23 protein-coding genes are annotated in these 24,845 nt (G+C 38.0%); 10 read left to right on the forward strand and 13 right to left on the reverse strand.

Annotation, left to right across the window (positions count from 1 at the left end):
* Nucleotides 1–37: 37 nt before the first annotated feature.
* A complete protein-coding gene (locus ACIGAM_RS02005) occupies nt 38–517 on the forward strand; it encodes a regulatory protein RecX (RefSeq protein ID WP_396509788.1) in 480 nt (159 codons plus the stop codon).
* Nucleotides 518–694: 177 nt separating this feature from the next.
* Here ACIGAM_RS02005 and ACIGAM_RS02010 read toward each other — a convergent pair whose 3' ends face one another.
* From ACIGAM_RS02010 to ACIGAM_RS02020, 3 genes are all read right to left on the reverse strand, one after another.
* Complete coding sequence (locus ACIGAM_RS02010) at nt 695–1,555, reverse strand: cupin-like domain-containing protein (RefSeq protein WP_396509789.1); 861 nt, start codon at nt 1,553–1,555, stop codon at nt 695–697.
* 17 nt (nt 1,556–1,572) lie between these two features.
* Complete coding sequence (gene bioB / locus ACIGAM_RS02015) at nt 1,573–2,661, reverse strand: biotin synthase BioB (RefSeq protein ID WP_396509790.1); 1,089 nt, start codon at nt 2,659–2,661, stop codon at nt 1,573–1,575.
* Between the two features lie 108 nt (nt 2,662–2,769).
* A complete protein-coding gene (locus ACIGAM_RS02020; protein WP_396509791.1) occupies nt 2,770–3,960 on the reverse strand; it encodes a beta-ketoacyl synthase N-terminal-like domain-containing protein in 1,191 nt (396 codons plus the stop codon).
* Between the two features lie 144 nt (nt 3,961–4,104).
* Here ACIGAM_RS02020 and ACIGAM_RS02025 point away from each other — a divergent pair, with 144 nt between their 5' ends.
* Entirely contained in the window at nt 4,105–4,548 is a 444-nt protein-coding gene (locus tag ACIGAM_RS02025; protein ID WP_396509792.1) for a cytochrome c oxidase assembly factor Coa1 family protein, read from the forward strand.
* On the opposite strand, the gene bioA is transcribed toward ACIGAM_RS02025, so the two are convergent.
* Genes bioA through ACIGAM_RS02040 form a run of 3 tightly spaced genes read right to left on the reverse strand, consistent with a single transcriptional unit; the run spans nt 4,545 to nt 7,749 of the window.
* Entirely contained in the window at nt 4,545–5,810 is a 1,266-nt protein-coding gene (bioA, locus tag ACIGAM_RS02030; protein ID WP_396509793.1) for an adenosylmethionine--8-amino-7-oxononanoate transaminase, read from the reverse strand. The genes ACIGAM_RS02025 and bioA overlap by 4 nt on opposite strands.
* Nucleotides 5,811–5,854: 44 nt before the next feature.
* Entirely contained in the window at nt 5,855–6,475 is a 621-nt protein-coding gene (gene bioD, locus ACIGAM_RS02035; RefSeq protein WP_396509794.1) for a dethiobiotin synthase, read from the reverse strand.
* Between the two features lie 26 nt (nt 6,476–6,501).
* Nucleotides 6,502–7,749 carry an aminotransferase class I/II-fold pyridoxal phosphate-dependent enzyme gene (locus ACIGAM_RS02040; RefSeq protein ID WP_396510082.1) on the reverse strand — a complete coding sequence of 416 codons (1,248 nt, stop codon included), beginning with the start codon at nt 7,747–7,749 and terminating at the stop codon, nt 6,502–6,504.
* A 237-nt stretch (nt 7,750–7,986) separates the two neighbouring features.
* Here ACIGAM_RS02040 and ACIGAM_RS02045 point away from each other — a divergent pair, with 237 nt between their 5' ends.
* The 3 genes from ACIGAM_RS02045 to ACIGAM_RS02055 all read left to right on the forward strand — a co-directional run bounded on the left by ACIGAM_RS02045 (nt 7,987) and on the right by ACIGAM_RS02055 (nt 10,572).
* On the forward strand, nt 7,987–8,505 hold the full coding sequence (locus ACIGAM_RS02045) for a DUF2975 domain-containing protein (protein WP_396509795.1): 519 nt from the start codon (nt 7,987–7,989) through the stop codon (nt 8,503–8,505).
* A 2-nt stretch (nt 8,506–8,507) separates the two neighbouring features.
* Entirely contained in the window at nt 8,508–8,735 is a 228-nt protein-coding gene (locus tag ACIGAM_RS02050; RefSeq protein WP_396509796.1) for a helix-turn-helix domain-containing protein, read from the forward strand.
* A 64-nt stretch (nt 8,736–8,799) separates the two neighbouring features.
* Nucleotides 8,800–10,572 carry a M61 family metallopeptidase gene (locus tag ACIGAM_RS02055; protein WP_396509797.1) on the forward strand — a complete coding sequence of 591 codons (1,773 nt, stop codon included), beginning with the start codon at nt 8,800–8,802 and terminating at the stop codon, nt 10,570–10,572.
* A gap of 104 nt (nt 10,573–10,676) precedes the next feature.
* Here the strand turns inward: ACIGAM_RS02055 and ACIGAM_RS02060 are convergent, their stop codons facing one another.
* The 5 genes from ACIGAM_RS02060 to ACIGAM_RS02080 form a co-directional block, all read right to left on the reverse strand.
* The gene (locus ACIGAM_RS02060) at nt 10,677–10,955 is read right to left on the reverse strand and encodes a F0F1 ATP synthase subunit epsilon (RefSeq protein WP_396509798.1); all 279 of its coding nucleotides are present in this window, start codon (nt 10,953–10,955) and stop codon (nt 10,677–10,679) included.
* 72 nt (nt 10,956–11,027) lie between these two features.
* A complete protein-coding gene (atpD, locus tag ACIGAM_RS02065; RefSeq protein WP_396509799.1) occupies nt 11,028–12,536 on the reverse strand; it encodes a F0F1 ATP synthase subunit beta in 1,509 nt (502 codons plus the stop codon).
* Between the two features lie 240 nt (nt 12,537–12,776).
* Nucleotides 12,777–14,627: a glutamine--fructose-6-phosphate transaminase (isomerizing) gene (gene glmS, locus ACIGAM_RS02070; protein WP_396509800.1), complete on the reverse strand. Its 1,851-nt coding sequence runs from the start codon at nt 14,625–14,627 to the stop codon at nt 12,777–12,779.
* Between the two features lie 9 nt (nt 14,628–14,636).
* The gene (locus tag ACIGAM_RS02075; RefSeq protein ID WP_396509801.1) at nt 14,637–16,250 is read right to left on the reverse strand and encodes a DUF4270 domain-containing protein; all 1,614 of its coding nucleotides are present in this window, start codon (nt 16,248–16,250) and stop codon (nt 14,637–14,639) included.
* A gap of 10 nt (nt 16,251–16,260) precedes the next feature.
* Nucleotides 16,261–17,070, reverse strand: a complete 810-nt coding sequence (locus tag ACIGAM_RS02080; RefSeq protein WP_028376905.1) for a glycogen/starch synthase — start codon at nt 17,068–17,070, stop codon at nt 16,261–16,263.
* 107 nt (nt 17,071–17,177) lie between these two features.
* Between ACIGAM_RS02080 and panC the strand changes: the two genes are divergently transcribed.
* The 5 genes from panC (at nt 17,178) to radA (ending at nt 21,933) form a co-directional block, all read left to right on the forward strand.
* Nucleotides 17,178–18,023, forward strand: a complete 846-nt coding sequence (gene panC / locus ACIGAM_RS02085) for a pantoate--beta-alanine ligase (protein ID WP_396509802.1) — start codon at nt 17,178–17,180, stop codon at nt 18,021–18,023.
* A gap of 19 nt (nt 18,024–18,042) precedes the next feature.
* On the forward strand, nt 18,043–18,393 hold the full coding sequence (gene panD / locus ACIGAM_RS02090) for an aspartate 1-decarboxylase (RefSeq protein WP_396509803.1): 351 nt from the start codon (nt 18,043–18,045) through the stop codon (nt 18,391–18,393).
* A gap of 2 nt (nt 18,394–18,395) precedes the next feature.
* Nucleotides 18,396–19,364 (forward strand): YbhN family protein, encoded by a 969-nt coding sequence (locus tag ACIGAM_RS02095; protein ID WP_396509804.1) that lies wholly within the window; start codon nt 18,396–18,398, stop codon nt 19,362–19,364.
* Nucleotides 19,365–19,435: 71 nt separating this feature from the next.
* Nucleotides 19,436–20,572 carry an alpha/beta hydrolase gene (locus ACIGAM_RS02100; protein WP_396509805.1) on the forward strand — a complete coding sequence of 379 codons (1,137 nt, stop codon included), beginning with the start codon at nt 19,436–19,438 and terminating at the stop codon, nt 20,570–20,572.
* Nucleotides 20,572–21,933, forward strand: coding sequence for a DNA repair protein RadA (gene radA / locus ACIGAM_RS02105; protein WP_396509806.1), 1,362 nt, complete (start codon nt 20,572–20,574; stop codon nt 21,931–21,933). The genes ACIGAM_RS02100 and radA overlap by 1 nt, the downstream gene beginning before the upstream one ends.
* Before the next feature lie 136 nt (nt 21,934–22,069).
* On the opposite strand, the gene ACIGAM_RS02110 is transcribed toward radA, so the two are convergent.
* Entirely contained in the window at nt 22,070–22,816 is a 747-nt protein-coding gene (locus ACIGAM_RS02110) for a succinate dehydrogenase/fumarate reductase iron-sulfur subunit (protein WP_396509807.1), read from the reverse strand.
* Nucleotides 22,817–22,838: 22 nt separating this feature from the next.
* Complete coding sequence (locus tag ACIGAM_RS02115; protein ID WP_396509808.1) at nt 22,839–24,842, reverse strand: fumarate reductase/succinate dehydrogenase flavoprotein subunit; 2,004 nt, start codon at nt 24,840–24,842, stop codon at nt 22,839–22,841.
* Nucleotides 24,843–24,845 lie beyond the last annotated feature (3 nt).

Here is a 24,845-nt window from a genome sequence, read left to right on the forward strand (position 1 = left end):
TTTTTTGTTTTATATCTTTGCGTGATTAAATTTTATAATGCAGCAACCTGTAAAAACCTATACGTTAGAAGAAGCAAAGCGAAAGCTTGAAAGCTTTTGCGCCTATCAGGATCGTTGCCATAAAGAAGTACGAGAGAAACTTTATAAAATGCGTATGATCCCTGAAGCTATTGATGAAATTATATATCATCTGCTTCAACACAAATTTTTAGATGAAGAACGCTTCGCACGTAGTTTTGCACGTGGAAAATTCAGACATAAAAAATGGGGGAAAAACCGTATTAAACAAGAACTCAAGCAACGTGAAATAGGTGATTATATTATTAGAAAAGCCTTTACTGAAATTCCAGAATCAGAATATCTAGAAACTTTTGATTTATTAGCAGACAAACGCTTTGATCAACTCAACTCCGAAAAAGACAAATACAAAAAAAGAAAAAAACTTGCCGATTACTTATTTTACAGGGGCTGGCCAGGAGATTGGATTTATGAAAAAACAACAGAACTAATTCCTTAACTACCCTTCAATAACTACTCTACTTTATTCGTGACAAAGAAATTATGCTCATTTACATCGCGTGTATGCATAATTTGCGATGATCAATCTTAATTTGATTAAAAACTAAATTTCTATACAGTAATAACAACGAGACAGGCTAATAAATTTCAAATAAATTAAGAATCAAAAACCTATCTAAATTCCGTGAGCGGTATGTGTTTCAGTAATCGCACGCTCATTTTTTTCGTCAATCCAAGCTTGTCCTTTTCTTCGACGCATTAACCCATCAAAATGACGCATTATGAAGACGTTATAAACGGCGCGTAATAGATGTTTTGGCTTTCTAGGTAGCGAACGTAAACTCATACTAAAACCAGGCGTTACATACTTCATATAGTGCCAATATCCTTCAGGCATATATAATGTTTCGCCGTGGTTAAGTTCGCAGATAAACCCTTCAGCTTTTTTCAAAACCGGAAATTTATCATAATTAGGATTATCAAAATCGATATCCTCTCTGGTTATTAATGAGTGCGGTACTTTATATAAATTTTCAGTTTGCTCCGGAGGGAATAAAACAACCTGCTTTTTTCCGTGGAAATGAAAATGCAAAATATTTGCGAAGTCTATATCGTGATGCATAAAAACCCGTGAGTTTTCACCACCAAAGAAAACCATTGGTATTTGCTTAATTAAATGCAATCCTATTTTAGGAAAATTGAAGTCCTTCTTGAGTGTAGGGACTTCTTTCATAATATTGTATAAAAAAATACGATAGGTCGTAGGCTCTTTCTGCAGCAAATCTATATAATCTGCCATTTTCATTTTTGCATGAGCCTGGTTAAAGCCGTCTTCGTGAGTAACCGGCCTATCATCATATAATGGCACTTCATTATCACCGGCCACATCTTTAATGTAGTCAAGATCCCATTTATCAAAAGCAGGCCAATCTTCAATTAAATTTTCGATAACCACAGGTTTTTGTGGTTTCAAATAATTTTTAACAAATTCTGCTTTAGTAATTGTTTTTACCCTATTTATTTCGGTAAGCTTCAAATATATATGTATTAGAATTAAGCTTTGGCTTTTGCCTTAGCTTCTTCATTACGAGGTATCGTGTGACCCGGTCTTGACCATTTTGGCTTTTCACCGGTAGGTATATGTTTAGAATCTTGAGCTTCTACAGTTTCTGGTTTCGCCTTTTTTACAAAAGGTGCTTGCGGATTTAAGCCTAACAATTCAAACATTTTCATATCTTCATTTACATCAGGATTAGGTGTAGTTAACAACTTATCTCCTGCAAAAATCGAATTTGCTCCCGCAAAGAAACACATTGCCTGCCCTTCTCTGCTCATTTGAGTACGTCCTGCGCTTAGTCGTACTTGTGTTTGTGGCATTACAATACGGGTAGTTGCAACCATACGCACCATTTCCCATATAGAAATAGGCTCAATATCTTCCATTGGGGTGCCTTCTACCGCGACTAATGCGTTTATAGGCACACTTTCTGGCTGCGGGTCTAAAGTCGCAAGAGCAACAAGCATACCGGCTCTATCTTCTACTTTTTCTCCCATCCCAATAATACCGCCGCTACAAACCGTAACATTAGTCTTGCGTACATTTCCTATCGTATCTAATCGATCTTGAAAAGCACGTGTCGAGATTACATCTTTATAATAATCTTCAGAAGTATCTAAGTTATGGTTATAAGCGTATAAACCAGCTTCTGCCAGGCGTTGCGCCTGATTTTCGGTAATCATACCTAAAGTACAACACACCTCCATATCAAGTTTATTAATGGTACGCACCATTTCTAAAACCTGATCAAACTCTTCACCATCCTTAACATTTCTCCATGCCGCACCCATACACACGCGTGAACTTCCTGCAGCTTTAGCGCGTAAAGCCTGTGCTTTTACCTGCTGAACTCCCATTAAATCATTACCCTCAATATCTGTATGATATCTCGCAGCTTGCGGGCAATACCCACAATCTTCGGGACAACCACCTGTTTTAATTGATAATAATGTAGAAACCTGTACGGTATTGGGATCGTAATGCAAGCGGTGTGTTGTCGCAGCTTCATAAAGCAATTCCATTAAAGGTTTATTATAGATATCGAGGATTTCCTCGCGAGTCCAGTTATGTTTCATCTGTTTCATTTTAAATCTCCGGAAGTAAAAGAATTAATCTTTTTTCCCAAAGTAAATTTCATAGCTCTAGGAAGCGTGTCAAAAATACTAAATCTGTTGTTTATAAATGTGAAAAAGCTAGGCTTTACGCAACAAAATACTAACAGCATTACCGCCAAAACCTACTGCATTAACTAATATATTCTTAATCTCTTTATGTTTTGCTTGCGGCGAAATAAAGGGCACTTGCTCGTACTGTTGCGATTGCAGCATTTTTACGGCAAGATCAAAACTTAATAAACCGCTGGCACCAAAAGTATGACCTACCTTCCACTTATTTGTTGTTAATAACGGAAGGTCTTCACCAAATAGTGCGTGTATAGCCTTAAACTCACTGCTGTCTCCTAATAGTGTCCCAGGAGCGTGCATCACAATGGCATCTACAGTACCAGCCATCTCTCTAACAGAGCTAATCCCTACACTATCACCAGTTACAAAAGCATCTTCTAGTGCCATCTTCATAGACTTTTGAAAACACGTGGCTTCGGCAGAAATAGAGACGGCATGTTTCAATTTTTCTGTGGCGTAACCTATTCCCGTAATGTAAGCAAGCGCATTTTCTTTTTTACCAAGTTCTAAACAGACTGATGCTGCCCCTTCTCCTAAAACCATAGTGTTTTCGGTTTTATCAAGATCAAAAGCACGGCACGGATAAGAAGCCTCTTGACCCGCTCGACTGTAGGTTTTCATTGCACGCATTTGAGCTATAGTAAATGGTGTTAACGCTGCCTCACTACCACCTACTAAAAATTTATCACACATACCCGACTGTAACCAGGCAACGCCATTGAGTAGGGAGTGTAACGCCGTAGAACAGGTTATAGAGTGCGAAATATCGGGTCCATTATTCTGTAAATCCTGAGCAACCCAGGAGGAGATATTACCTAAAGTGGTTGTGGGTGATGCCAGAGTTTCGGTTTTACCTTCTTTTAAAAATGTATTGTAATAGGTTTCAAAAAGCTGCGTTGCTCCACGTGACGAACCTATATTAATACCAAATTTACTCTCAAAACTCCAGCCGGCTTGCGCTACTGCATTACGAGATACATGCATCGCATACAATACTGAAGGATCGAGTGCCTGATAATTGCGGTTTTCCTCTCGTATTTTTTCAATTTTAAACTGAATTTCTTTAGGCAGTTTACCTACCCAGGCGTCAAGATCTTCGTCAAAAGATAAGTTATGATTTGCTAAGCTATTGTGCAGATTCGTATCTTCTCCCGTAGCAGAAATAGCAGAAATTCCCGTTAGTGCAACTATGTGTTTCAACTGGATTTATTTTTGACAAAATCAGTATTTAAAAACTGATTTTTTATACATCGCAAAATTACTATATCAGTTAATGAGAACATCAAAAAATCAAGTTTTAAAAGATTTACTTAGATTCGTAGAATCAATCAACTACAAAAATCAATGAACGAATTAGTAAAAGAAGAACGCAGCTGGTGGTCTCGCAACTGGAAATGGGTCGTACCCGTGGGTGGATGTTTTACCATTATTATCATCGGAATTCTTCTAATAGGAGGAGCAATCTTTGGCTTTGTTAATAAAGTACAAAATAGCAGCGGCGGTGACGAGGCGCTAGAACTTGTACAAAATAACCCTGCAGTAATTGAAGCCCTGGGAGAACCCATAGAGAAAAATGGCTTTGGCAGTTATAAAGTAAATTACAACAACGGCGATAAAACTGCAGAAGCATCGTTTCCCATAAAAGGCCCTAAAGGAGAAGCTTTAGTAGAACTTAAATCTTCTGGTGAGGATGATGAAATACTCTATGAGATTTTTCAGGTTACTCTTGAAAATACTAACAAAGTTATAGATCTAAATAAAAGTCAACTAAAAGCTGGAGATTACTAAAAAGTATCTAAAACCTTCCTGATCACAGCATACACTTTTTCCATTTGCTCTTGAGTCGTTACATAAGGCGCCAATATATATATAGTCTCGCCCAGTGGCCGCAGGTACACACCCTCAGTCATACACGCCTCATAAATTTGGTAGCGCAAGTTGCCATAACGTTCCATTTCTAGTGCGAGTTCTAAAGCAAAAATTACACCTTGTTGTCGCGTAACACGCACTTTAGGATGATCTTTTAGTTCTTCAGCAAATTGCTGATGCCAGCTCATAATTTGTTTGATGTTGGCCTGAATTTTTTCAGACTGCAACAATTCTATCCCGGCAATTGCGGTTGCGCAAGCGATGGGATTAGCTGAATAGGTGTGCGCGTGAAACAGACCTTTACCTATATCATCTGCATAAAAAGCATCGTAAATCTCCTGAGTACAAGTGGTGATCCCCATAGGAACCAAACCGGCGGTTAAAGCTTTTGACAGACACATCACATCAGGTTTTATATTTATGTGATCTGAAGCAAAAAAGCTTCCGGTTTTACCGAAGCCGGTCATGACCTCATCAGCCACGGTAATAATCCCAAGGTCTTTACATTTTTTTAAAACAGGCTCGAGATGTTCAGGCTGATACATTTTCATCCCCGCAGCACCTTGCACTAAAGGCTCGTAAATGAATCCGGCTAATGGAGATTCTTTATGAAAAGTCTCAATGGCACGAAGTACATCGTTAATATTTTCGCCGTTAGGCAATGGAATGCGTTTTACATCAATAAAAAATTCTTCAAACGGACCGTTGTAAACAGATAATCCGCTTACAGACATTGCACCCAGGGTATCGCCGTGAAAACCCTCTTCAAATGCCAAAAGTGTTTTGCGATCAGCACCTTTATTATGATGGTACTGCAACGCCATTTTAATACCTATTTCGGTAGCAGTAGAGCCGTTATCGTTAAACATCAACTTGGCTTGATTAGAAGGTAAGATTTCCATTAATTTTTCGGAAAGTTCTACTGCCGGCTCGTGTGTAAAACCACTAAAAATAATCTGATCTAACTGCTGCATTTGTTTATAGGCGCGGTCGATAATAAAATCGTTGCAATGCCCGTACATGGCAGTATACCAGGAGGAAATTGCATCTACATATTCATTTCCATCCTCATCATAAAGTAAAGCTCCTTTAGCTTTAACAATGGGTTTTGCTTCCGGATGTAGTTTATGCTGCGTTAGCGGATGCCAAATGTGTTTTTTATCGCGTTCAGTTAGATTCAAAATTCAAAGTTTAAAATTCGTACAAGCCTGCTTATTGTGACTTCCTACTGTAGACGTTCCTTCAAAAGATCAGCATATTCTTTAACCACCATCTTATCAAAATAAGGTTCTTCATCAATACGGCCAATGATCTTAACACCGCTCATTTTTTCAATTACGGCCTCAGTGGTGGGATGTTTGGCTCCGCTGAAAAGAATTCCGAAAATGGTTTTCCCGGCTTGTTTCAGTCTATCAATTGTAAGCAACGTATGATTGATGCTTCCTAAATAATGTCTTGAAACTACAATCACCTTGTCATTTGGCTCAATTAAATCTAGAATCGTTTCGGTATCACTTATAGGAACCAAGAGGCCTCCCGCTCCTTCAATCACCAGATTGTTTTTAGTTTCGGGTCGTTTTACTTCTGCAGAAACGATTTGAACACCATCAATTGCTGCTGCTGCATGCGGACTCATAGGCGTTTTTAAACTGAAGGCATTAGGATGAAATTGAGTCTTGCTGTTTGAGATAAATTCTTTGACTTTGTGTGTATCAGAATGTTCTAAATCTCCCGCCTGAATGGGCTTCCAGTAATCCGCTTCTAACGCTTCAGTAACAATCGCCGAAGCCACTGTTTTGCCAACCTCAGTTGAAATTCCTGTTATAAAAAAAGTTTGTTTAGCCATAGTCCTGCAAAGGTACTACCACAAGCTTAATCTATAGAGAATGTATCTAAACATTTTGTAAGTCGCTCAAGTACATTTTTAAGCTCTTCTTGTGTGTTGTAGCTGTGTAAACAAAATCGTAAGCGTTCCTGTCCTGCAGGTACTGTAGGCGAAAGAATCGCTTTAACCTCATAACCAGATTCTTTAAGCTGAAGCGAAATCCTTTTAACCGTATCATTACCGGGTATTACCGCAGATTGTATTGCAGAATCACTTGGGATAAAATACCCTTGAAGGTTTTTAACTTTAATTTCATTAATGAAAAATTGAATAATATCTTCAAGCTTTTTCACTTCATCGGAAAGCCCCTCGACTGCGCTCGGGGTGACATTTGTAAGCTGTTTATAAGATGCTAAGATGGTTGCTACACTATGCGGCGGCAAACCGGTGGTATAAATTAAACTTCGGGCAAAATTAACAAGGTAACTTTTTAAATCTTCCGAACCCAAAATCGCTGCTCCGTGACAGCCCATCGCTTTACCAAATGTCACAAGCCTTGCAAATACACGCGGGGCAAGACTCAAATTATCAATGATGCCGGTCCCAAATACACCGAGGGCGTGAGCTTCGTCAACTATAAAATGGGCGTTATAGTTTTCACATAAATTCACCATCGCTTTAAGGTCTGGAGTATCACCATCCATGGAGAAAACCGATTCAGTGACGATGTAAATTTCATAACCAGTTGATTCTGCCAAACATCTCGACTGCACTTCGACAAGCGCAGTGTGACCCGCTCGACTTCTCGACTGCGCTCGAAGTAACAGTTTTGATTCTAAATCCTGGAGGTCGTTATGCTTAAACTTATACGCTTTCGCATTACTCATTTGGATACCGTCGCGAATGCTGGCGTGAATAAACTCATCGTATAAAATCACATCACCACGTTGCGGCACACTGCTAAAAAATCCCACATTAGCATCGTAACCCGAATTGAAAATCAATGCTGCTTCAACCTGATGTGTTTTTGCAATAAACGCTTCTGCCAGATCGTAAAGCTTGTGATTGCCAGAAAGTAAACGCGAACCGGTTGCACCGTTTTCTTGCAGGTCTTGTTCCTCTAAAATTTTGCTTGCGCGGAAGAAAATGTTCTTGTTTTTAGAAAAACCCAAATAATCATTAGAAGAGAAATCGACGTCCTTCCCCAGGCCCTCCAAAGAAGAGGAGCCTAATTTGCGTAACGCATTAGCTGCACTCCGCTGATCAAGTTTTATCTGTAATTTTTTAGGTAGCATCACGTAAAGATAAACTCTCCAAAGAAGGGAAGAAACATATTTTAATTTCAAAAATCTAAAAATAAATTATTGTTTTTCAATAATTAAATTATATTTGTTATCGTAAAACGATAATATTTAAAATTATGAAAACTAAAAATGTATTATTAATTGTAGCCGCATCAGTTGTAATTCTCTTTACAGTCATGGCTTTTGTTGCAGATAAGGTAAGTATAGGTGTAACCCATTATTAAAACGATGAACTTAAACAAACTCTTCAAATCGCTTATTGATTTGGCTTTTTATTTGATGATTCCCATTGTTGTCTTTTTTCCGGGAACTATCTTATATATCCTGATTTTTCCGGAGCAAAGCATTATCAATGTAAATATTCCGTTTACTGAAGATGGATTTAGTGGAAAGGCATTGCTCTTTACACTTATATTCTTTGCGCTATTTCTTTTATTCTTTGCAGGTTTTTACCACTTGAGAAAGTTTGCCGGTTTACTACTTATTAAAAACAAGCTCTTTTCTGAAGAAGTCATTATACGTACTAAAAGAACCGGACAGTTTTTTACGGCTTGCGCATTGGGTTCATTCATTTTTATAGGAATCTATTCCTTGCTTACGGTTAAGAGTCAACTCAGTATCACTTTTGGAACTTCAAATTTCAACCTTCTTTTATTTCTTTTAATTGTAGGAGTACTCTTTCTACTCCTTAGCAACGCGTTTGCAAGGGCTTTAAAACTGAAAGAAGAAAACGATTTAACCGTCTAGCTATGCCCATCATCATCAATTTAGACCAGGTATTGGCAGACCACAATATGAAGAGTAAAGAGCTAGCAGAGATTGTAGGCATTACGGAGGCAAACCTTTCCATTCTAAAATCGGGGAAGGCAAAAGCGGTTCGGTTTTCTACTTTAGAAGCCATTTGTGAAGCATTAGAGTGTCAGCCGGGGGATATTTTAGCCTTTTCCTCCCCTCATCCCTCCAAAGGAAGGGATTAGAAATAGGCAGGTTTCTAGTACCCATTTGCATTTGTTTAATTATTTTTAATGCAAATAGTATTTTATGAAACTTTGGATTGCCTTCCTTCTTGTAAGCCTATCACTTCAGGCACAAACTAACACCTATACAATTTCTTTTGACAATGCAGTTCACCACGAGGCCGTGGTACAGGTTACCTTTCCGCAGGTAAAATCTAAAACGCTACGCGTACAAATGAGTAGATCTTCACCGGGACGTTATGCCATTCACGAATTCGCCAAAAATGTCTACGGTTTTAAAGCTACAAACGGGGCAGGCGAAATCTTAGAAATAGATCGAAATGATCCCTACAGCTGGGTAATCACAAACACAGACGGAACTATTAATATAGAATACATTCTTTTTGCAAATCGTGCTGACGGAACCTATTCTCAAGTTGATGAAACGCACGCGCACCTTAATATGCCCGCTACATTTATGTATGCTGAAAGCTTACAGGAACGCCCAATAGAAATCACATTTAATACACGCAAAGACCTGAATTGGAAAGTGGCTACCCAACTCAAATACGAAGGAAATACAACTTACTCTGCTCCTAATCTCTATTATTTTTTAGATAGTCCCACCGAAATAAGTGATTACAAACTACGTGAATTTAAAGTAGACGGTCAGACCATCAAATTTGTTTTACACGACCCGGGAACAGAAGCCGAATTTGATGAATACTGGGATAAAGTTCAAAAAATTGTGTTCCAGGAAAAAGCTGTTTTTGGGGAGTTACCAAAATACGATTATGGCGAATACACGTTTTTAGCGTGTTATATGCCTAATGTTTCCGGTGACGGAATGGAACACCGCAACAGCACCATACTAACCGATACCGAAACTTTGGCCAATGGAGGAATGAAAGGTAATATTGGCACGGTTGCACACGAGTACTTTCACAGCTGGAATGTGGAGCGCATTCGCCCGGCGGACTTAGAACCGTTTCAGTTTGATAAAGCCAATATGAGCAACAGTCTTTGGTTTGCCGAAGGGTTTACCAGCTACTACACAAATCTGATTTTAGAACGTGCAGGTGTTATTACAACAGAAGAATATGTTGAAGGTCTTAATGGCACGTTTAATTATGTTTGGAACTCTCCTGCATTGCAGTATTTCAACCCCATTGAGATGAGCAATCAGGCGCCCTTTGTAGATGCTGCAACTTCGGTAGATCCCGTAAATCGTGAGAATATGTTTATTTCCTATTACTCATACGGCAGTGTTTTGGGATTGGCTTTAGATTTGAGCTTACGTGAAAAGAATCTAAACCTTGATAACTTTATGAAGTTAATGTGGAAGAATTATGGCAAGACAGAAGTAGCCTATACCGTTGCTGATATTGAAACTACACTAGCCGATTATGCAGGCGATGCATTTGCCCAAAACTTTTTTGAAAAATATATCTACCACAGTGAGATGCCCAATTATGCCGAATTATTTGAACAAGTAGGACTAAATCTTGAACAGGACGCTAACAAGCCATATTTTGGCGCTTCGTTCAGAAAGACAGAAACTGGTTTGGAAATTACTAGAATCACATTTAAAGGAAGCCCTGCATACAAAGCCGGCCTTGATAAAGGTGATCTTATAATATCTATAGATGAAACTCCTTTTACAGGTATAGAGGACTTCAACACTCTTTTAGCTTCTAAAAAAGTAGGAGACAACTTGAATATTGAATTCACTCGATTCGGTGGTTTGAGAACTACAAATGCTACACTATCAGCAGACCCGACCTATTTTATAACTCTAAAGCAAAAGGCTGAAAAACAGGCTGTAATTTCACGCGATGCATGGTTATCTAAGAATTAATATGAAAATTGAGTGCTCTTTTAAACTCAATAAACCTATTCATAAAAAAAGCGCTTAATCTAAAGATTAAGCGCTTTTCTTTTATGTGTATGACAAACCAGTATTTAGTCTGCTAATACAATTACTCTGTTATCTTTCATTTCTACAGTACCAGAATTGATTGCAAGAACAAACTCTCCCGCTTCTTTTCCGGCTGTAAATTGCTTTTTAGCTTTTTCTGAAAGTATAGCTCCTTTAACCTTAACCACTCCTTTTTCTAAAAGAGCAACTATAGGCGCGTGATTATCTAAAATTTGAAACCCACCATCTACACCCGGAAGTGTTACTGATGACGCTTCACCGCTATACAAAGTAGCCTCTGGACTTACTATTTCTAAATGCATATCTTCTAGTTTTCAGTTTACAGTTACAGTTTGCAGTTGTAAAACCACTACCTGAAAACTGCGTACTTATTTTTAAGCTTCAGAAAGCATTTTCTCTCCAGCTTCGATAGCTTCTTCGATAGTACCTTTAAGGTTAAAAGCTGCTTCTGGAAGGTGGTCTAACTCCCCATCCATAATCATATTAAATCCTTTTATGGTTTCTTTGATATCAACTAAAACTCCTGGTATACCTGTAAACTGCTCTGCAACGTGGAACGGTTGAGATAAGAAACGTTGTACACGACGTGCGCGACCCACAGCTAATTTATCTTCTTCAGAAAGTTCTTCCATACCTAAAATGGCAATAATATCCTGAAGTTCTTTATAACGCTGTAATAACTCTTTTACATTTTGAGCACAGTTATAATGCTCATCACCTAAAATAGCTGCAGATAAAATACGAGAAGTAGAATCTAGAGGATCAACCGCAGGATAAATACCTAATTCTGCAATTTTACGAGAAAGTACTGTTGTAGCATCTAAGTGAGCAAAAGTTGTAGCCGGTGCCGGGTCTGTAAGGTCATCTGCAGGTACATAAACCGCCTGTACAGATGTAATAGAACCTCTTTTTGTGGAAGTAATACGCTCTTGCATCGCACCCATTTCTGTTGCTAATGTAGGCTGGTAACCTACCGCAGATGGCATACGACCTAAAAGAGCAGATACTTCAGATCCCGCTTGTGTAAATCGGAAAATGTTATCTACGAAGAAAAGAACGTCTTTACCTTGGCCTTCTCCTGCTCCATCACGGAAATATTCAGCAATTGTTAATCCTGAAAGAGCCACACGAGCACGCGCCCCTGGAGGCTCATTCATCTGACCGAAAACAAAAGTAGCTTTAGAGCCTTTCATAGCTTCTTTATCTACTTTAGTTAGATCCCAACCACCATCTTCCATAGAATGCATAAAGTCGTCACCGTATTTTATAATACCAGACTCTAACATCTCACGTAGTAAATCGTTACCCTCACGAGTACGCTCACCTACTCCGGCGAATACAGAAAGACCACCGTGACCTTTTGCAATATTGTTAATCAACTCTTGAATTAATACCGTTTTACCTACTCCAGCACCACCAAAAAGACCAATTTTACCACCTTTTGCATAAGGCTCAATAAGGTCAATTACTTTAATACCTGTAAATAAAACTTCTGTAGAAGTTGATAAATCTTCAAATTTTGGTGCTTCACGGTGAATAGGAAGACCTGCATTTCCAGATTTAGGAAGGTTACCTATACCATCAATAGCATCACCAATTACATTAAATAATCTTCCGTAGATATCATCACCTATCGGCATTTGTATAGGCGAACCTGTAGCGACTACATCTGTACCTCTGCTCAAACCATCTGCAGAATCCATAGCGATAGTTCTAACTGTGTTCTCACCTACGTGTGATTGCACCTCAAGTACCAGAAGACTTCCGTCTGCTCTAGTGATTTCTAATGAATCATAAATTTTTGGAAGATCTGCAATGCTTGCAAATTCCACATCTACAACAGGGCCGATAATTTGGGAAACTTTACCTGTAACGTTTGACATTCTTAACTATTTAATGTTTAGCAAAATATGTAGTTGAAAAAAATTAATAGTGCATAAAAACACCTGCTTTTTTTCATCGTGCAAAGATAGTTTTTAATATTAAAAAAACTAACCCTCTTTAGTTGAATTTAATCGGTTGATTTTTTTTTAGTAGAAAAACGCTTATAAACAACAAAAGCCTTCTTTTACAGATAGGCTTTTGTTGTTTAATTTATAGGTGATTAAGACCTGTATATGAGCTTATTCAACCGTAACTGATTTTGCCAGATTACGAGGCTGATCTACATTTTTTCCAAGCATCACTGCAATATGATAGGATAACAATTGTAATGGTATTGTGGTCAAAAGCGGCGACATAGAATCCATTATCTCTGGAACTTCTATAACATAATCTGCAAGATCGCGTACAGTAACATCTCCTTTTGTAACGATCCCTATAATTTTCCCCTTTCGGCTTTTTATCTCTTGTATATTACTTACAATTTTATCATAATGACCTTTACGTGTTGCAATAACCACTACAGGCATTTGCTCATCAATAAGGGCAATAGGGCCATGTTTCATTTCTGCAGCAGGATAGCCTTCTGCGTGTATATAAGAGATCTCTTTTAACTTTAGAGCGCCCTCTAAAGCTACCGGAAAGTTAAACCCACGACCTAAATATAAAAAGTTAGCTGCGTCTTTATACACTTCTGCAATTTTCTTTGCCTGCTCATTGCTTTGCAATGCTTCTTCTACTTTCTGAGGTACATGATTTAGCTCCTGTAAATGCATATGAAAGTCTGAAGTCGATATTTTTCCTCTTGCTTTTGCTATTTTTAAACCTAGCAACGTAAGTACAGTAATTTGTGTGGTAAATGCTTTTGTTGATGCAACACCTATTTCTGGTCCCGCATGAGTATACGCACCTGCATGAGCTTCACGAGATATAGAAGAGCCTACTACGTTACAAACACCAAACACAAAGGCTCCCTGCTCTTTAGCAAGTTTCATTGCAGCCATGGTATCTGCTGTTTCTCCACTTTGAGAAATTGCAATTACAATATCTCCTTTTTCAATAACCGGATTACGATATCTAAATTCTGAAGCATATTCTACTTCAACAGGAATACGTACTAATTCTTCAATAATATACTCTGCAACCAGACCTGCATGCCACGAAGTTCCGCAGGCTAAAATCACGAGTCTTTTTGCATTTATAAACTTATCAATATGGTCATCTACACCCGCCATTTTGATAATACCCTCCTTTACACGCATACGCCCCCTAAAAGTATCGCGTATCGCCTGAGGCTGTTCATATATTTCTTTAAGCATAAAATGCTTGTAACCCCCTTTCTCTATTTGCTCAAGATTTAACTTTAATTCTTGAATATAGGGAGCGGTAACTAACGCATCATCTTTAATGCTAAAAACTTTAATTTTTTTATCTAAACGCACAATCGCCATCTCACCATCTTCTAGATATAGCGCATTTGTGGTATATTCTATAAAAGGAGATGCGTCTGATGCAATAAAAAACTCCCCCTCGCCAATACCTATGGCTAATGGACTACCTAATCTTGCAACTACAATCTCATTAGGTTTTTTTTTATCAAATACTGCAATCGCATAAGCACCTACGGTTTGATTTAATGCTACTTGTACTGCTTTACCAAGCTTTAAACCCTGATTTATTTGTACATCTTCGATAAGATTTACTAAAACTTCTGTATCGGTATCTGATTTAAAGGAAAAACCACGATTAGTAAGTTCTTTTTTTATGGCATCATAATTCTCAATGATTCCATTATGTATAATTACAAGATCTCCCGAATTTGAATAATGTGGGTGTGAATTCACGTCATTAGGAACCCCATGTGTTGCCCATCGCGTGTGACCTATTCCTAAATTTCCTTTTGTATTTATTGAAGATTCGACCTTCTTTTTTAAATCTTCTACTTTACCCTTAGTCTTGTAAAGCTGTATAGATTCTCCATCATATATTGCAACACCAGCACTATCATATCCTCGATACTCCAGTCGCTGAAGCCCCTTCATGATGATAGGGTAAGCCTCCCGGTGCCCAATATAACCTACTATTCCGCACATATAATTTATTTAATTTCCTGATTCAGAATAAAATATTCTCAACTTAAGACGCTGCGCATCAGGTACCGAAGAATTACTTCCGTAAAGAACTGTTCCCTTTTGAGAAACCACTGATGCGTAAGGAATTCTGTTCGGGTAATCTGTAGAAATCTTATTATCTATTCTACCCGTTCCTATAGCAGTAAGATTTTGACTTACCACAACACCAAGTCTGGTATTAGGACTATCATTATCTGAATTTAGAAGGTCTTTTATATATTCGGTGATTCGTATTTTGTAACTAATTCCTGCTCCTGATTCCGTTTTAGTTAAAGGACCTAAATGCGTCGTACCTACTGCTGTAATTACTCCTTGAGAAGAAATATTTGCATCTATAGAAAAATCTACTAAAGGTTGATTTGTTTCTAGATCGTAAATATATATACGCTCTGGTTCTGAAATTGGCGAAGCCGACAATGCACTAATAGTAGACTGATCTACAAAAAATTCAAGATTAGCTTCTCTTATAAGTCGGTTTTTTGCTCTAAGTTCAGCTAAATCGTCTGGAATACCATCATTATCTGTATCTGCTCCAAAAAGCTCAACGACAGCCATACTACCTTGACCTCCTTTTAAAAACAGATTTGCATCACCTTCAGTAGTATTGACACTAGCTAATCTATCTGTAACCGAAGTTTTAAAATTGTTCTCAAAGTTTACAACAGAATTACCCGAAAATCCCATGGTCACACTCCCTGAAACACGAGAAGCCTCGGCCCCTGATTTATAATAAATTACTATTGAAGTATTGGCTTTGTCAAACACAAAATAATTGCCTGCATTACCTATAGGCTCTGCATCTAGATAAATCCCTCTAAAATAATTTCTAAAGGCATTACCATTAAAAAGAACATCTTGTCCCTCTTTAGCAAAAATTACATCTTGCCAGTATGCAGAGTTCGCCCCTGTAGTTAGACCATCTAATCTAAAGCGTAACCTGGGAGAATTTGTAGTCGCTACGGGGTCTTGATTTTCTGCGGTTGCCTCTGCGGGTACAGTTGTAATTACGGGAGCATTTGACGGCAAAACTTCTTTTTCAAAAAGAAAATCTCCACGTACACCAGTGAAATCCGGTAAATCGTCAGAATAATATATTGCAGCATCTGCAAAATCTGGCGGAGCATTGTTTGTAAGCAAATAATTAGACCTATATGCTGTTAGCTTTATAGGGCTTGTACCCGATATAGAATCTAACGTATATATTGTCTCGCTATCTTCATTTACAGACTGCGTACTAAAATACGGCATTGTAAAAACTATAGAATCTATTACGGGATTTGTACCATAGGTAGTATTGTATGTAGTTAAACCTACCTGACTTAGTGTAGAAGCTGTAGTTGTTCCATAAAGCGGATCATCATAAAGCCCTAAAATACCTACACTTAAACCATTAGTCTGCACACCATTTTTATCGACAAGCTGCTCATTATAAGCAACTACATTAAAGGCTTCTACACCCGAAGTAAAATTACTAGAATCCACTAAACCATCTCCAATCTCTAAAAAATCATCTTCACAAGAGGCGGCAATAAAAAGAAGCATTAGTATTCCTAATGTTCTCACCAACAAATCATTTAATTTCATTCGTTTTTTTTTAATCTAAAACCTTAGTCGTGTAGAATTCCTCATAAGCCTGAGCAAACTCTTCCTTTTTCTTATAGGGTAATACCGGTATTTTGGTCACATTTAGATAGCTGGAAAGCTCTTCATCTAAATCTGACGAACCTATAATTGCCGCGTCAGAATTTTTAATCGCTACCTTCATCAAGTTTGAATAGGTAGGCTCTTCCAATTCTGCAATCTCACCTTTGTCTATACCGTCAAAAGCTATTTTATCTATTAATTGCATATTAAGCGTATCGTCAAAGCCTTTATTGTAAACAGAAGTAACTATTTTACTTTGTTTGAAAAGTGGCTCACTCGCATAATATTTCTTCAAATAAAGGGGTAATAAAGATGCCAACCACCCGTGAACGTGGATAATATCTGGTGCCCAATTTAATTTTTTTACAGTTTCAACAACTCCTTTCGCAAAAAATATAGCGCGCTCGTCATTATCTGCAAATAAGTTTCCGTCTTCATCTGTAAAAGTCGCTTTACGTTTAAAGTACTCTTCGTTATCAATAAAGTAAACCTGAATACGTTCTTTAGGTATTGATGCTACTTTAATTATAAGAGGCATGTCAAAGTCATTAATAACTAAGTTCATACCAGAAAGGCGTATTACTTCGTGTAATTGATGACGTCTTTCGTTGATATTTCCGTATCGAGGCATAAAAATTCTAATCTGACCTCCCTTACTATTAACCATTTGAGGTACCTCAAAAGACATAGATGCAATCTCTGTCTCTGGCAAATAAGGTATAACTTCAGATGATACGTACAATATCCTCTTATTTTTCATATGTGTGCTTCTAAGTTTCTATTAAGGCTAAAAAACACGCAAAATTACGAAAATTTATGCAGATTGCCAGTAATATAGTAATTTTGCCGCCTGTTAAATTAATCCCCATGCACGTATACACTAATAGACCAGAAATTTCTAACGCCGTTGCAAAGCATAAAGAAAATGGTTCAAAAATAGGTTTTGTCCCCACTATGGGAGCATTGCATCGGGGCCATGCCAGTCTCTTTAATTTTGCCTTAGAAAGATGTGATGTTGTGGTTGTTAGTATTTTTGTAAATCCCACGCAATTCAATAATAGTCAGGACTTAGAGACCTATCCAAGAGACCTTCAGGCAGACCTTGAACTCCTTGAGAAAATCAACCCAAATTTGCTTGTTTTTGCACCTGGCACTACAACGATTTATGGTTCTAAAATTAAATCTATAGATTATGATTTTGAAGGCCTCAATATGGTAATGGAAGGTGCTTTTAGACCCGGTCATTTTGAAGGCGTAGCTACTGTATTAAAGTATCTTTTTGAGATAGTACAGCCTCATTTTGCCTTTTTTGGCGAGAAAGATTACCAGCAACTTCAGATTGTAAATAAACTTGTTGCTATAGAAAAACTACCTGTTGCAATTATAGGTTGTCCAATTAGCCGTCACGATGATGGTCTTGCAGAAAGCTCTCGCAATATGAGGTTGTCACAAAGTCACAGAGAGATTGCCCCTTTTATATATAGCACCTTACTGAAAGCAAAAGAACTATTTAACGACAAATCTATAGGTGATGTACATCAATTTGTTACTAATGCTTTTGCAGATAGCACATTGAAACTTGAATATTTTGAAATTGCAAACGCAAGTACTTTAGAACATACTGAATCTAAAAAAGCAAACGAATTGTACAGAGCGTTCATCGCTGTTTTTGCAGGAGATGTTCGCCTTATTGACAATATAGCCCTAAATTAAAAACCCTTATTTTTACATCATGTTAGTTAACGTTGTAAAGTCTAAAATACACCGCGTAAAAGTTACCGGAGCAGAACTTCATTACATCGGAAGCATCACTATAGACGAAGATCTTATGGATGCTGCCGGAGTTATAGAAGGCGAGCGCATGCAAATCGTAAATGTTACAAACGGAGAACGTTTAGAAACGTATGCAATTCCCGGCCCCAGAAGCAGCGGAGAAATTACACTCAATGGTGCTGCAGCACGCAAGGTTGCAAAAGGTGATATTCTTATTTTAATTGCTTACGCCTTTATGGAACTTGAAGAAGCAAAAGCATTTAAGCCTTCATTAGTTTTCCCAAATGAAGAAACAAATTTGCTTAAATAACATTGAATAAAAAGCAACTTATAAAACTTCTTAAAGTTTTAATCCCTCTTGGTTTAGGGATCTTCCTTATATATTATTCATTGAGTTCAGCTACTCCAGAAGAGCGTGCTACGCTATGGGAGAATATTAAAAAAGCAGATCCTATTTATATTTTCATTTCTTTGATATTTGGCTTCTTAAGCCATTTTTCAAGAGCCTATCGCTGGCAATATCTATTAGAACCTATGGGCTATAAACCTAACCTCTCTAATAGGTTTATGGCTGTAATGGCTGCTTATCTCGCAAATTTAGGAATCCCTAGAAGTGGTGAACTTTTAAGAGGAGCGCTATTAACCACTTATGAAGACATCCCTTTTGAGAAAGGCTTTGGTACTATAATTTCAGAACGCATAGCAGATTTTGTAATGCTTCTACTGGTTGTTGCTATTGCCATTTTTATGCAAACAGATTTACTTTTAACCTATTTAAAAGATCAAAATATTAATCCATTATATACCGTAGCGTTTCTAATAGTTGCGGTTGGAGGGATCTATATTGGTTTTAGAATAGTCAAAAACTCAAAGTCAGGATTTTTTTTAAAGATCAAAAAATTTATGTCCGGCCTTTTAGAGGGTATGCGCAGTATCCTGCATATGAAACATAAAACTGCATTTATCGCACATACATTGTTTATCTGGATTATGTATGTAATGATGTTTTGGGTTGTGAAATTTACGATTCCGGAAATTTCCACTGCTTCATTAGGCATCATACTGGCTGCATTTGTTATTGGCTCCTTTTCTATATCTGTCACAAATGGAGGCATTGGAGTCTACCCTATAACTATAGGTGCACTTTTCGTCTTTTTTGGATTTAGCAAAGAAGGTGGTGAAGCTTTTGGTTGGATTATATGGGGCTCACAAACACTTCTTGTTATTGTCTTAGGAGCACTCTCATTTATTTTATTACCGGTATTAAATCGAAATAAGTAATCACGACCACATCTATTAGGTAGCTTAGCCATTTTATGGTTAAATTGAGGTATTCAAAAAATCTACCTACTATGAAAAAAACACTACTCTTACTTTTGCTTTTTAGCAGCTTTCTAAATGCACAGGTTTTGTATGAAACTATTCCTTCAACAAATTTTAGTGAAAGCAGACAGGTAAAAATACAGCTACCTCGTAACTACGAGACTAATAAAGACAAAAATTACCCTGTAATTATAGTACTCGATGCAGATTATCTTTTTGAACCTATCGCTGGCAATGTTGATTATTATAGCTATTGGGAAGACATGCCTCAAGCCATCGTAGTAGGCGTTATGCAACCCAATCGCATGGACGACACTCAGTATGATGATAGTAATTTTTTACCCACAGAGCAAGGCGCCTCTTTCTTCAATTTTATAGGTCAGGATCTTTTTCCGTGGCTAAGCAAAAAATACCGCTTGGCGCCTTTCAATTTAATAGTAGGTCACGATGCGACTGCCGGTTTTGCTAACTATTACCTGATGAAAAATCCGCCATTATTTAATGCATATATTTCTTTAAGTCCAGATCTTGCACCACAAATGATTGAGCGCTTAACCGATATACTTCAGAAGACTGAAAACAAAATATTCTACTATCAGGCAACAGGAACTGAAGATATAGAAGCACTGCGCAAATCTACACAGATACTTAATGTGGCTCTTCAAAACATAGAAAACACTAACCTTAAATATTATTTTGATGATTTTGAACACGCTACGCATTACACGCTTGCAGGCAAAGCAATACCCAGTGCTCTAGAACAGATATTTGCAGTGTACAGACCTATTACAAAAAAAGAGTTTCAAGAAAATATTCTTTCAGCAGAATCTCCGTTTAATTATCTGACCGAAAAATATGAGATTATTGAAAATCTCTTCGGTATAAAAGATAAAATACGCATTAATGACTTTATCGCTATTGCCGCCGCACTAGAGAAAAAAGCAGATTGGGACGGTTTTGAAAATCTAGGTAAACTTGCTCGTAAAGAATATCCCGAGACGGTATTAGGAGCCTATTATATAGGCAGGTCTTATGAAGGGAATGGAGACACTAAAAAAGCTATGCGCACCTATGAGAGCGCACTGGTATTAAAAAGCGCAGGCGATGTTGATAAAGATATTTTAATGGCTCGTGCTCAACGTATAAAAGATGATTTCGGATATTAATGGCAAAGACTAAAACAACCTTTTTCTGTCAGAATTGTGGGGCCCAATTTGCAAAATGGCAAGGGCAATGTACCTCTTGTAAAGAATGGAATACAATTGCTGAAGAAGTAATACAAAAGGCAGAAAAATCAAGCTGGAAAGTTGAAACTTCAACAACAAAACAGGTGGCAAAACCACAGCGTATTCAGGAGATAGACACCACCGCTGAAGCTCGCTTAAATACTAAGAATAACGAACTTAATCGTGTTTTAGGAGGCGGTTTAGTGCCGGGTTCCTTAACACTACTAGGCGGTGAACCGGGTATAGGAAAAAGCACCCTAATGCTGCAAATTGCATTAATGCTACCCTATAAAACGCTTTATGTTTCTGGAGAAGAAAGTGCTCAGCAAATAAAAATGCGCGCAGAACGCATAAACCCCAATGCTGAAAACTGCCTGATTCTCACAGAAACTAAAACTCAAAACATTTTTAAACAGATTGAAGCCGTAGAGCCAGATATTGTAATTATAGATTCAATTCAAACACTGCATACAGATTATGTAGAGAGCGGAGCCGGTAGTATATCTCAAATACGGGAGACCACAACAGAACTTATAAAGTTTGCTAAAGAAACAGCAACTCCAGTAATACTAATAGGCCACATCACAAAAGATGGAAATATCGCAGGTCCTAAAATTCTGGAACATATGGTTGACACCGTCTTACAATTTGAAGGCGACCGCAATCATGTTTATCGAATATTAAGAGCTCATAAAAACCGCTTTGGCTCTACAAACGAACTTGGCATTTACGAGATGCAAGGCAGCGGGTTGCGTGAAGTTTCTAATCCGTCTGAAATATTAATATCAAAGAACGATGAAGAACTTAGCGGAACTGCGATAGCAGCAACCTTAGAAGGGATGCGTCCTTTAATGATAGAAATACAGGCTCTAGTAAGTACTGCTGTTTATGGTACACCGCAGCGAAGCGCAACTGGCTATAATGCTAAGCGATTGAATATGATTCTTGCTGTTCTGGAAAAACGTGCTGGTTTTAGACTTGGAGCAAAAGATGTTTTCTTAAATATTACCGGAGGCATTAGCGTTGATGATACAGCTATTGACCTGGCGGTAGTAGCAGCTATTTTATCAAGCAATGAAGATATTGCTGTAGCAAAAGATATTTGTTTTGCCGCAGAGGTAGGACTTGCAGGAGAAATACGCCCGGTTACACGCGTAGAACAGCGTATTCTTGAGGCTGAAAAACTAGGTTTTAGCACTATAATGGTTTCTAAATACTGTAAAATACCGAATGAAAATTACGGCATTACTATAGTTAAAGTTGCTAAGATGAATGATGTAGTGGAGTGGTTATTCGGATAATCTGATATCTACAAAAAGTTTAGATCAATCTAATTAGCTGACCCACCCTTTCGAGGAACTTATTTTATGTAAAAACACCCGATAGATTTTAAAATCTATCGGGTGTTTTATTTATAATTTCCGCTTTGCGAAAAATTTATCCCTTTGAGACAGCACTTAAATACTCACGATTCATACGAGCGATATTTTCTAAAGAAATTCCTTTAGGGCATTCTATCTCGCAAGCTCCAGTATTAGTACAGTTACCAAAACCTTCTAAATCCATCTGACGTACCATATTTTGCACACGCTCTGTAGCTTCTACTTCACCTTGTGGTAATAAAGCAAACTGTGAAACTTTTGCAGATGTAAATAACATAGCACTTGCATTCTTACAAGCTGCTACACACGCACCACAACCTATACACGTAGCTGCATAAAAGGAGTCGTCTGCATTTTGCTTCTCGATAGGAATCGCATTTGCATCTACAGTATTACCAGAAGTATTTACAGAGATATAACCACCTGCCTGCTGAATACGATCAAAAGAAGAACGATCTACAATTAAATCCTGTATTACCGGGAATGCAGTTGCTCTCCAAGGCTCTATTGTAATAGTATCACCATCATTAAACTTACGCATATGTAACTGACACGTAGTAACTAAACGGTCTGGACCATGGGGTTCTCCATTAATTTGTAAGGAACAACTACCGCAAATTCCTTCACGACAATCATGATCAAATTCTACCGGCACTTCACCTTTATTAATCAAATCTTCATTAAGCACATCTAGCATCTCTAGAAAAGACATATCTCCGTCAATCCCATCAATCTGGTAGCTTTTCATCGCCCCTTTAGCTTTAGCGCTTTCCTGACGCCATATTTTGAGTGTTAACTTCATAGTAAAAGTTATCTTTTAATTATTATTTATAAGAACGCGTTTTAACTTCGATGTTATCAAAAGTCAATTGTTCTTTATGCAATTTAGCCTCACGTGGGTCTGCATTATATTCCCAGGCAGATACAAAACTAAAGTTTTCATCATCTCTTAAGGCCTCTCCTTCTGGAGTCTGATATTCTTCTCTAAAGTGACCACCGCAAGATTCATTTCTAGTTAATGCATCTTTAGCAAAAAGCTCCCCTAATTCTAAGAAATCTGCTACTCTTCCGGCTTTTTCTAATTCTGCATTTTTAGAATCTATACTTCCCGGTACTTTTACATTCTCCCAGAAATCTGCTCGTAAAGCAGAAATCTCATCCATAGCTTCCTGAAGCTCTTTTGCGTTACGAGACATTCCGCATTTATTCCACATAATTTTTCCTAAACGTTTGTGGTAATAATCTACAGAATGCGTACCCTTTCCGCCCACTAACTTTGTCATGCGCTCACGCACATCTTTTTCTGCCTGATCAAATTCTGGAGAATCTGTAGGTATCTTACCGGTACGAATATCCTTAGAAAGATAATCTCCAATAGTATATGGCAACACAAAATATCCATCTGCAAGACCTTGCATTAAAGCTGAAGCTCCTAGACGGTTAGCTCCGTGATCTGAGAAGTTTGCTTCTCCTGCTGCATAACAACCAGGTATGGTAGTCTGTAAATTGTAATCTACCCATAGACCACCCATTGTGTAATGCACTGCAGGATAAATCATCATTGGGGTTTTATACGGATCTTCATCTACGATCTTCTCATACATCTGGAAGAGGTTTCCGTATTTATTTTCTACTACAGCTTTACCATAGTCATATATTTCTTTATCTGAAGGATTAGGATTACCGTGTATTAAAGCTTCTTCCTTACCATAGCGGTTAATTGCGCTCTTAAAATCAAGATATACCGCCTCACCCGTTTTATTAACACCAAAACCTGCATCACAACGTTCTTTTGCTGCTCTGGAAGCTACATCACGAGGAACCAGGTTACCAAAAGCAGGATAACGACGCTCTAAATAATAATCTCTTTCTTCTTCTGAAAGATCAGTTGGTTTCTTTTTACCTTCTCTAATAGCAATTGCATCTTCTTTCTTTGCAGGAACCCAAATACGCCCATCATTACGTAAAGATTCTGACATCAACGTTAATTTAGACTGGTGATCTCCTGAAACTGGAATACACGTAGGATGAATCTGCGTATAGCAAGGGTTAGCGAAGTAAGCACCGCGACGGTGTGCTCTCCAAGCTGCCATTACGTTACTTCCCATTGCATTTGTAGATAGGAAAAATACATTACCATAACCACCACTCGCTAAAACAACAGCGTGAGCAGAATGTCTTTCTATTGCCCCGGTAACTAAATCACGAGCAATAATACCTCTCGCTTTACCACCCACCAAGACAAGATCTAACATCTCGTGACGGTTAAAAGGTTGAATTTTACCTCTGTTAATCTGGCGGTTCATTGCAGAATATGCTCCTAAAAGCAACTGCTGTCCCGTTTGTCCCTTTGCATAAAAAGTTCTGGAAACCAAAACCCCACCAAAAGAACGGTTATCTAAAAGTCCGCCATATTCACGTGCAAAAGGAACTCCCTGAGCAACGCACTGATCAATAATGTTTCCTGATACTTCAGCAAGACGATATACATTAGCTTCACGTGAGCGATAATCCCCACCTTTTACAGTATCGTAAAATAAGCGGTAGTTAGAATCCCCGTCTCCCTGGTAATTTTTTGCTGCGTTAATACCTCCCTGCGCCGCAATAGAGTGTGCGCGACGTGGAGAATCTTGATAGCAAAATGTTTTTACGTTATAGCCTAACTCTGCTAACGTTGCAGCAGCACTACCTCCCGCAAGACCTGTACCCACAACAATAACATCTATGTTACGTTTGTTTGCCGGGTTAACCAGGTTAATATCATTTTTATGTTGAGTCCACTTATCTGCAAGTGGGCCGTCTGGTATATTTGATTTTAATTCTGACATCGT

The sequence above is a fragment of the Leeuwenhoekiella sp. NPDC079379 genome, from assembly GCF_044542075.1.
Taxonomy (GTDB): domain Bacteria; phylum Bacteroidota; class Bacteroidia; order Flavobacteriales; family Flavobacteriaceae; genus Leeuwenhoekiella.

Excerpts from the sequence above, each read along its gene's own strand:
- ACIGAM_RS02005 (WP_396509788.1), top strand. The coding sequence starts at position 38 with ATGCAGCAACCTGTAAAAACCTATACGTTAGAAGAAGCAAAGCGAAAG.
- bioB (WP_396509790.1), bottom strand. The coding sequence starts at position 2,661 with ATGAAACAGATGAAACATAACTGGACTCGCGAGGAAATCCTCGATATC.
- ACIGAM_RS02025 (WP_396509792.1), top strand. The coding sequence starts at position 4,105 with ATGAACGAATTAGTAAAAGAAGAACGCAGCTGGTGGTCTCGCAACTGG.
- bioD (WP_396509794.1), bottom strand. The coding sequence starts at position 6,475 with ATGGCTAAACAAACTTTTTTTATAACAGGAATTTCAACTGAGGTTGGC.
- ACIGAM_RS02040 (WP_396510082.1), bottom strand. The coding sequence starts at position 7,749 with ATGCTACCTAAAAAATTACAGATAAAACTTGATCAGCGGAGTGCAGCT.
- ACIGAM_RS02045 (WP_396509795.1), top strand. The coding sequence starts at position 7,987 with ATGAACTTAAACAAACTCTTCAAATCGCTTATTGATTTGGCTTTTTAT.
- ACIGAM_RS02050 (WP_396509796.1), top strand. The coding sequence starts at position 8,508 with ATGCCCATCATCATCAATTTAGACCAGGTATTGGCAGACCACAATATG.
- ACIGAM_RS02055 (WP_396509797.1), top strand. The coding sequence starts at position 8,800 with ATGAAACTTTGGATTGCCTTCCTTCTTGTAAGCCTATCACTTCAGGCA.
- ACIGAM_RS02060 (WP_396509798.1), bottom strand. The coding sequence starts at position 10,955 with ATGCATTTAGAAATAGTAAGTCCAGAGGCTACTTTGTATAGCGGTGAA.
- atpD (WP_396509799.1), bottom strand. The coding sequence starts at position 12,536 with ATGTCAAACGTTACAGGTAAAGTTTCCCAAATTATCGGCCCTGTTGTA.
- glmS (WP_396509800.1), bottom strand. The coding sequence starts at position 14,627 with ATGTGCGGAATAGTAGGTTATATTGGGCACCGGGAGGCTTACCCTATC.
- ACIGAM_RS02075 (WP_396509801.1), bottom strand. The coding sequence starts at position 16,250 with ATGAAATTAAATGATTTGTTGGTGAGAACATTAGGAATACTAATGCTT.
- ACIGAM_RS02080 (WP_028376905.1), bottom strand. The coding sequence starts at position 17,070 with ATGAAAAATAAGAGGATATTGTACGTATCATCTGAAGTTATACCTTAT.
- panC (WP_396509802.1), top strand. The coding sequence starts at position 17,178 with ATGCACGTATACACTAATAGACCAGAAATTTCTAACGCCGTTGCAAAG.
- panD (WP_396509803.1), top strand. The coding sequence starts at position 18,043 with ATGTTAGTTAACGTTGTAAAGTCTAAAATACACCGCGTAAAAGTTACC.
- ACIGAM_RS02100 (WP_396509805.1), top strand. The coding sequence starts at position 19,436 with ATGAAAAAAACACTACTCTTACTTTTGCTTTTTAGCAGCTTTCTAAAT.
- radA (WP_396509806.1), top strand. The coding sequence starts at position 20,572 with ATGGCAAAGACTAAAACAACCTTTTTCTGTCAGAATTGTGGGGCCCAA.
- ACIGAM_RS02110 (WP_396509807.1), bottom strand. The coding sequence starts at position 22,816 with ATGAAGTTAACACTCAAAATATGGCGTCAGGAAAGCGCTAAAGCTAAA.
- ACIGAM_RS02115 (WP_396509808.1), bottom strand. The coding sequence starts at position 24,842 with ATGTCAGAATTAAAATCAAATATACCAGACGGCCCACTTGCAGATAAG.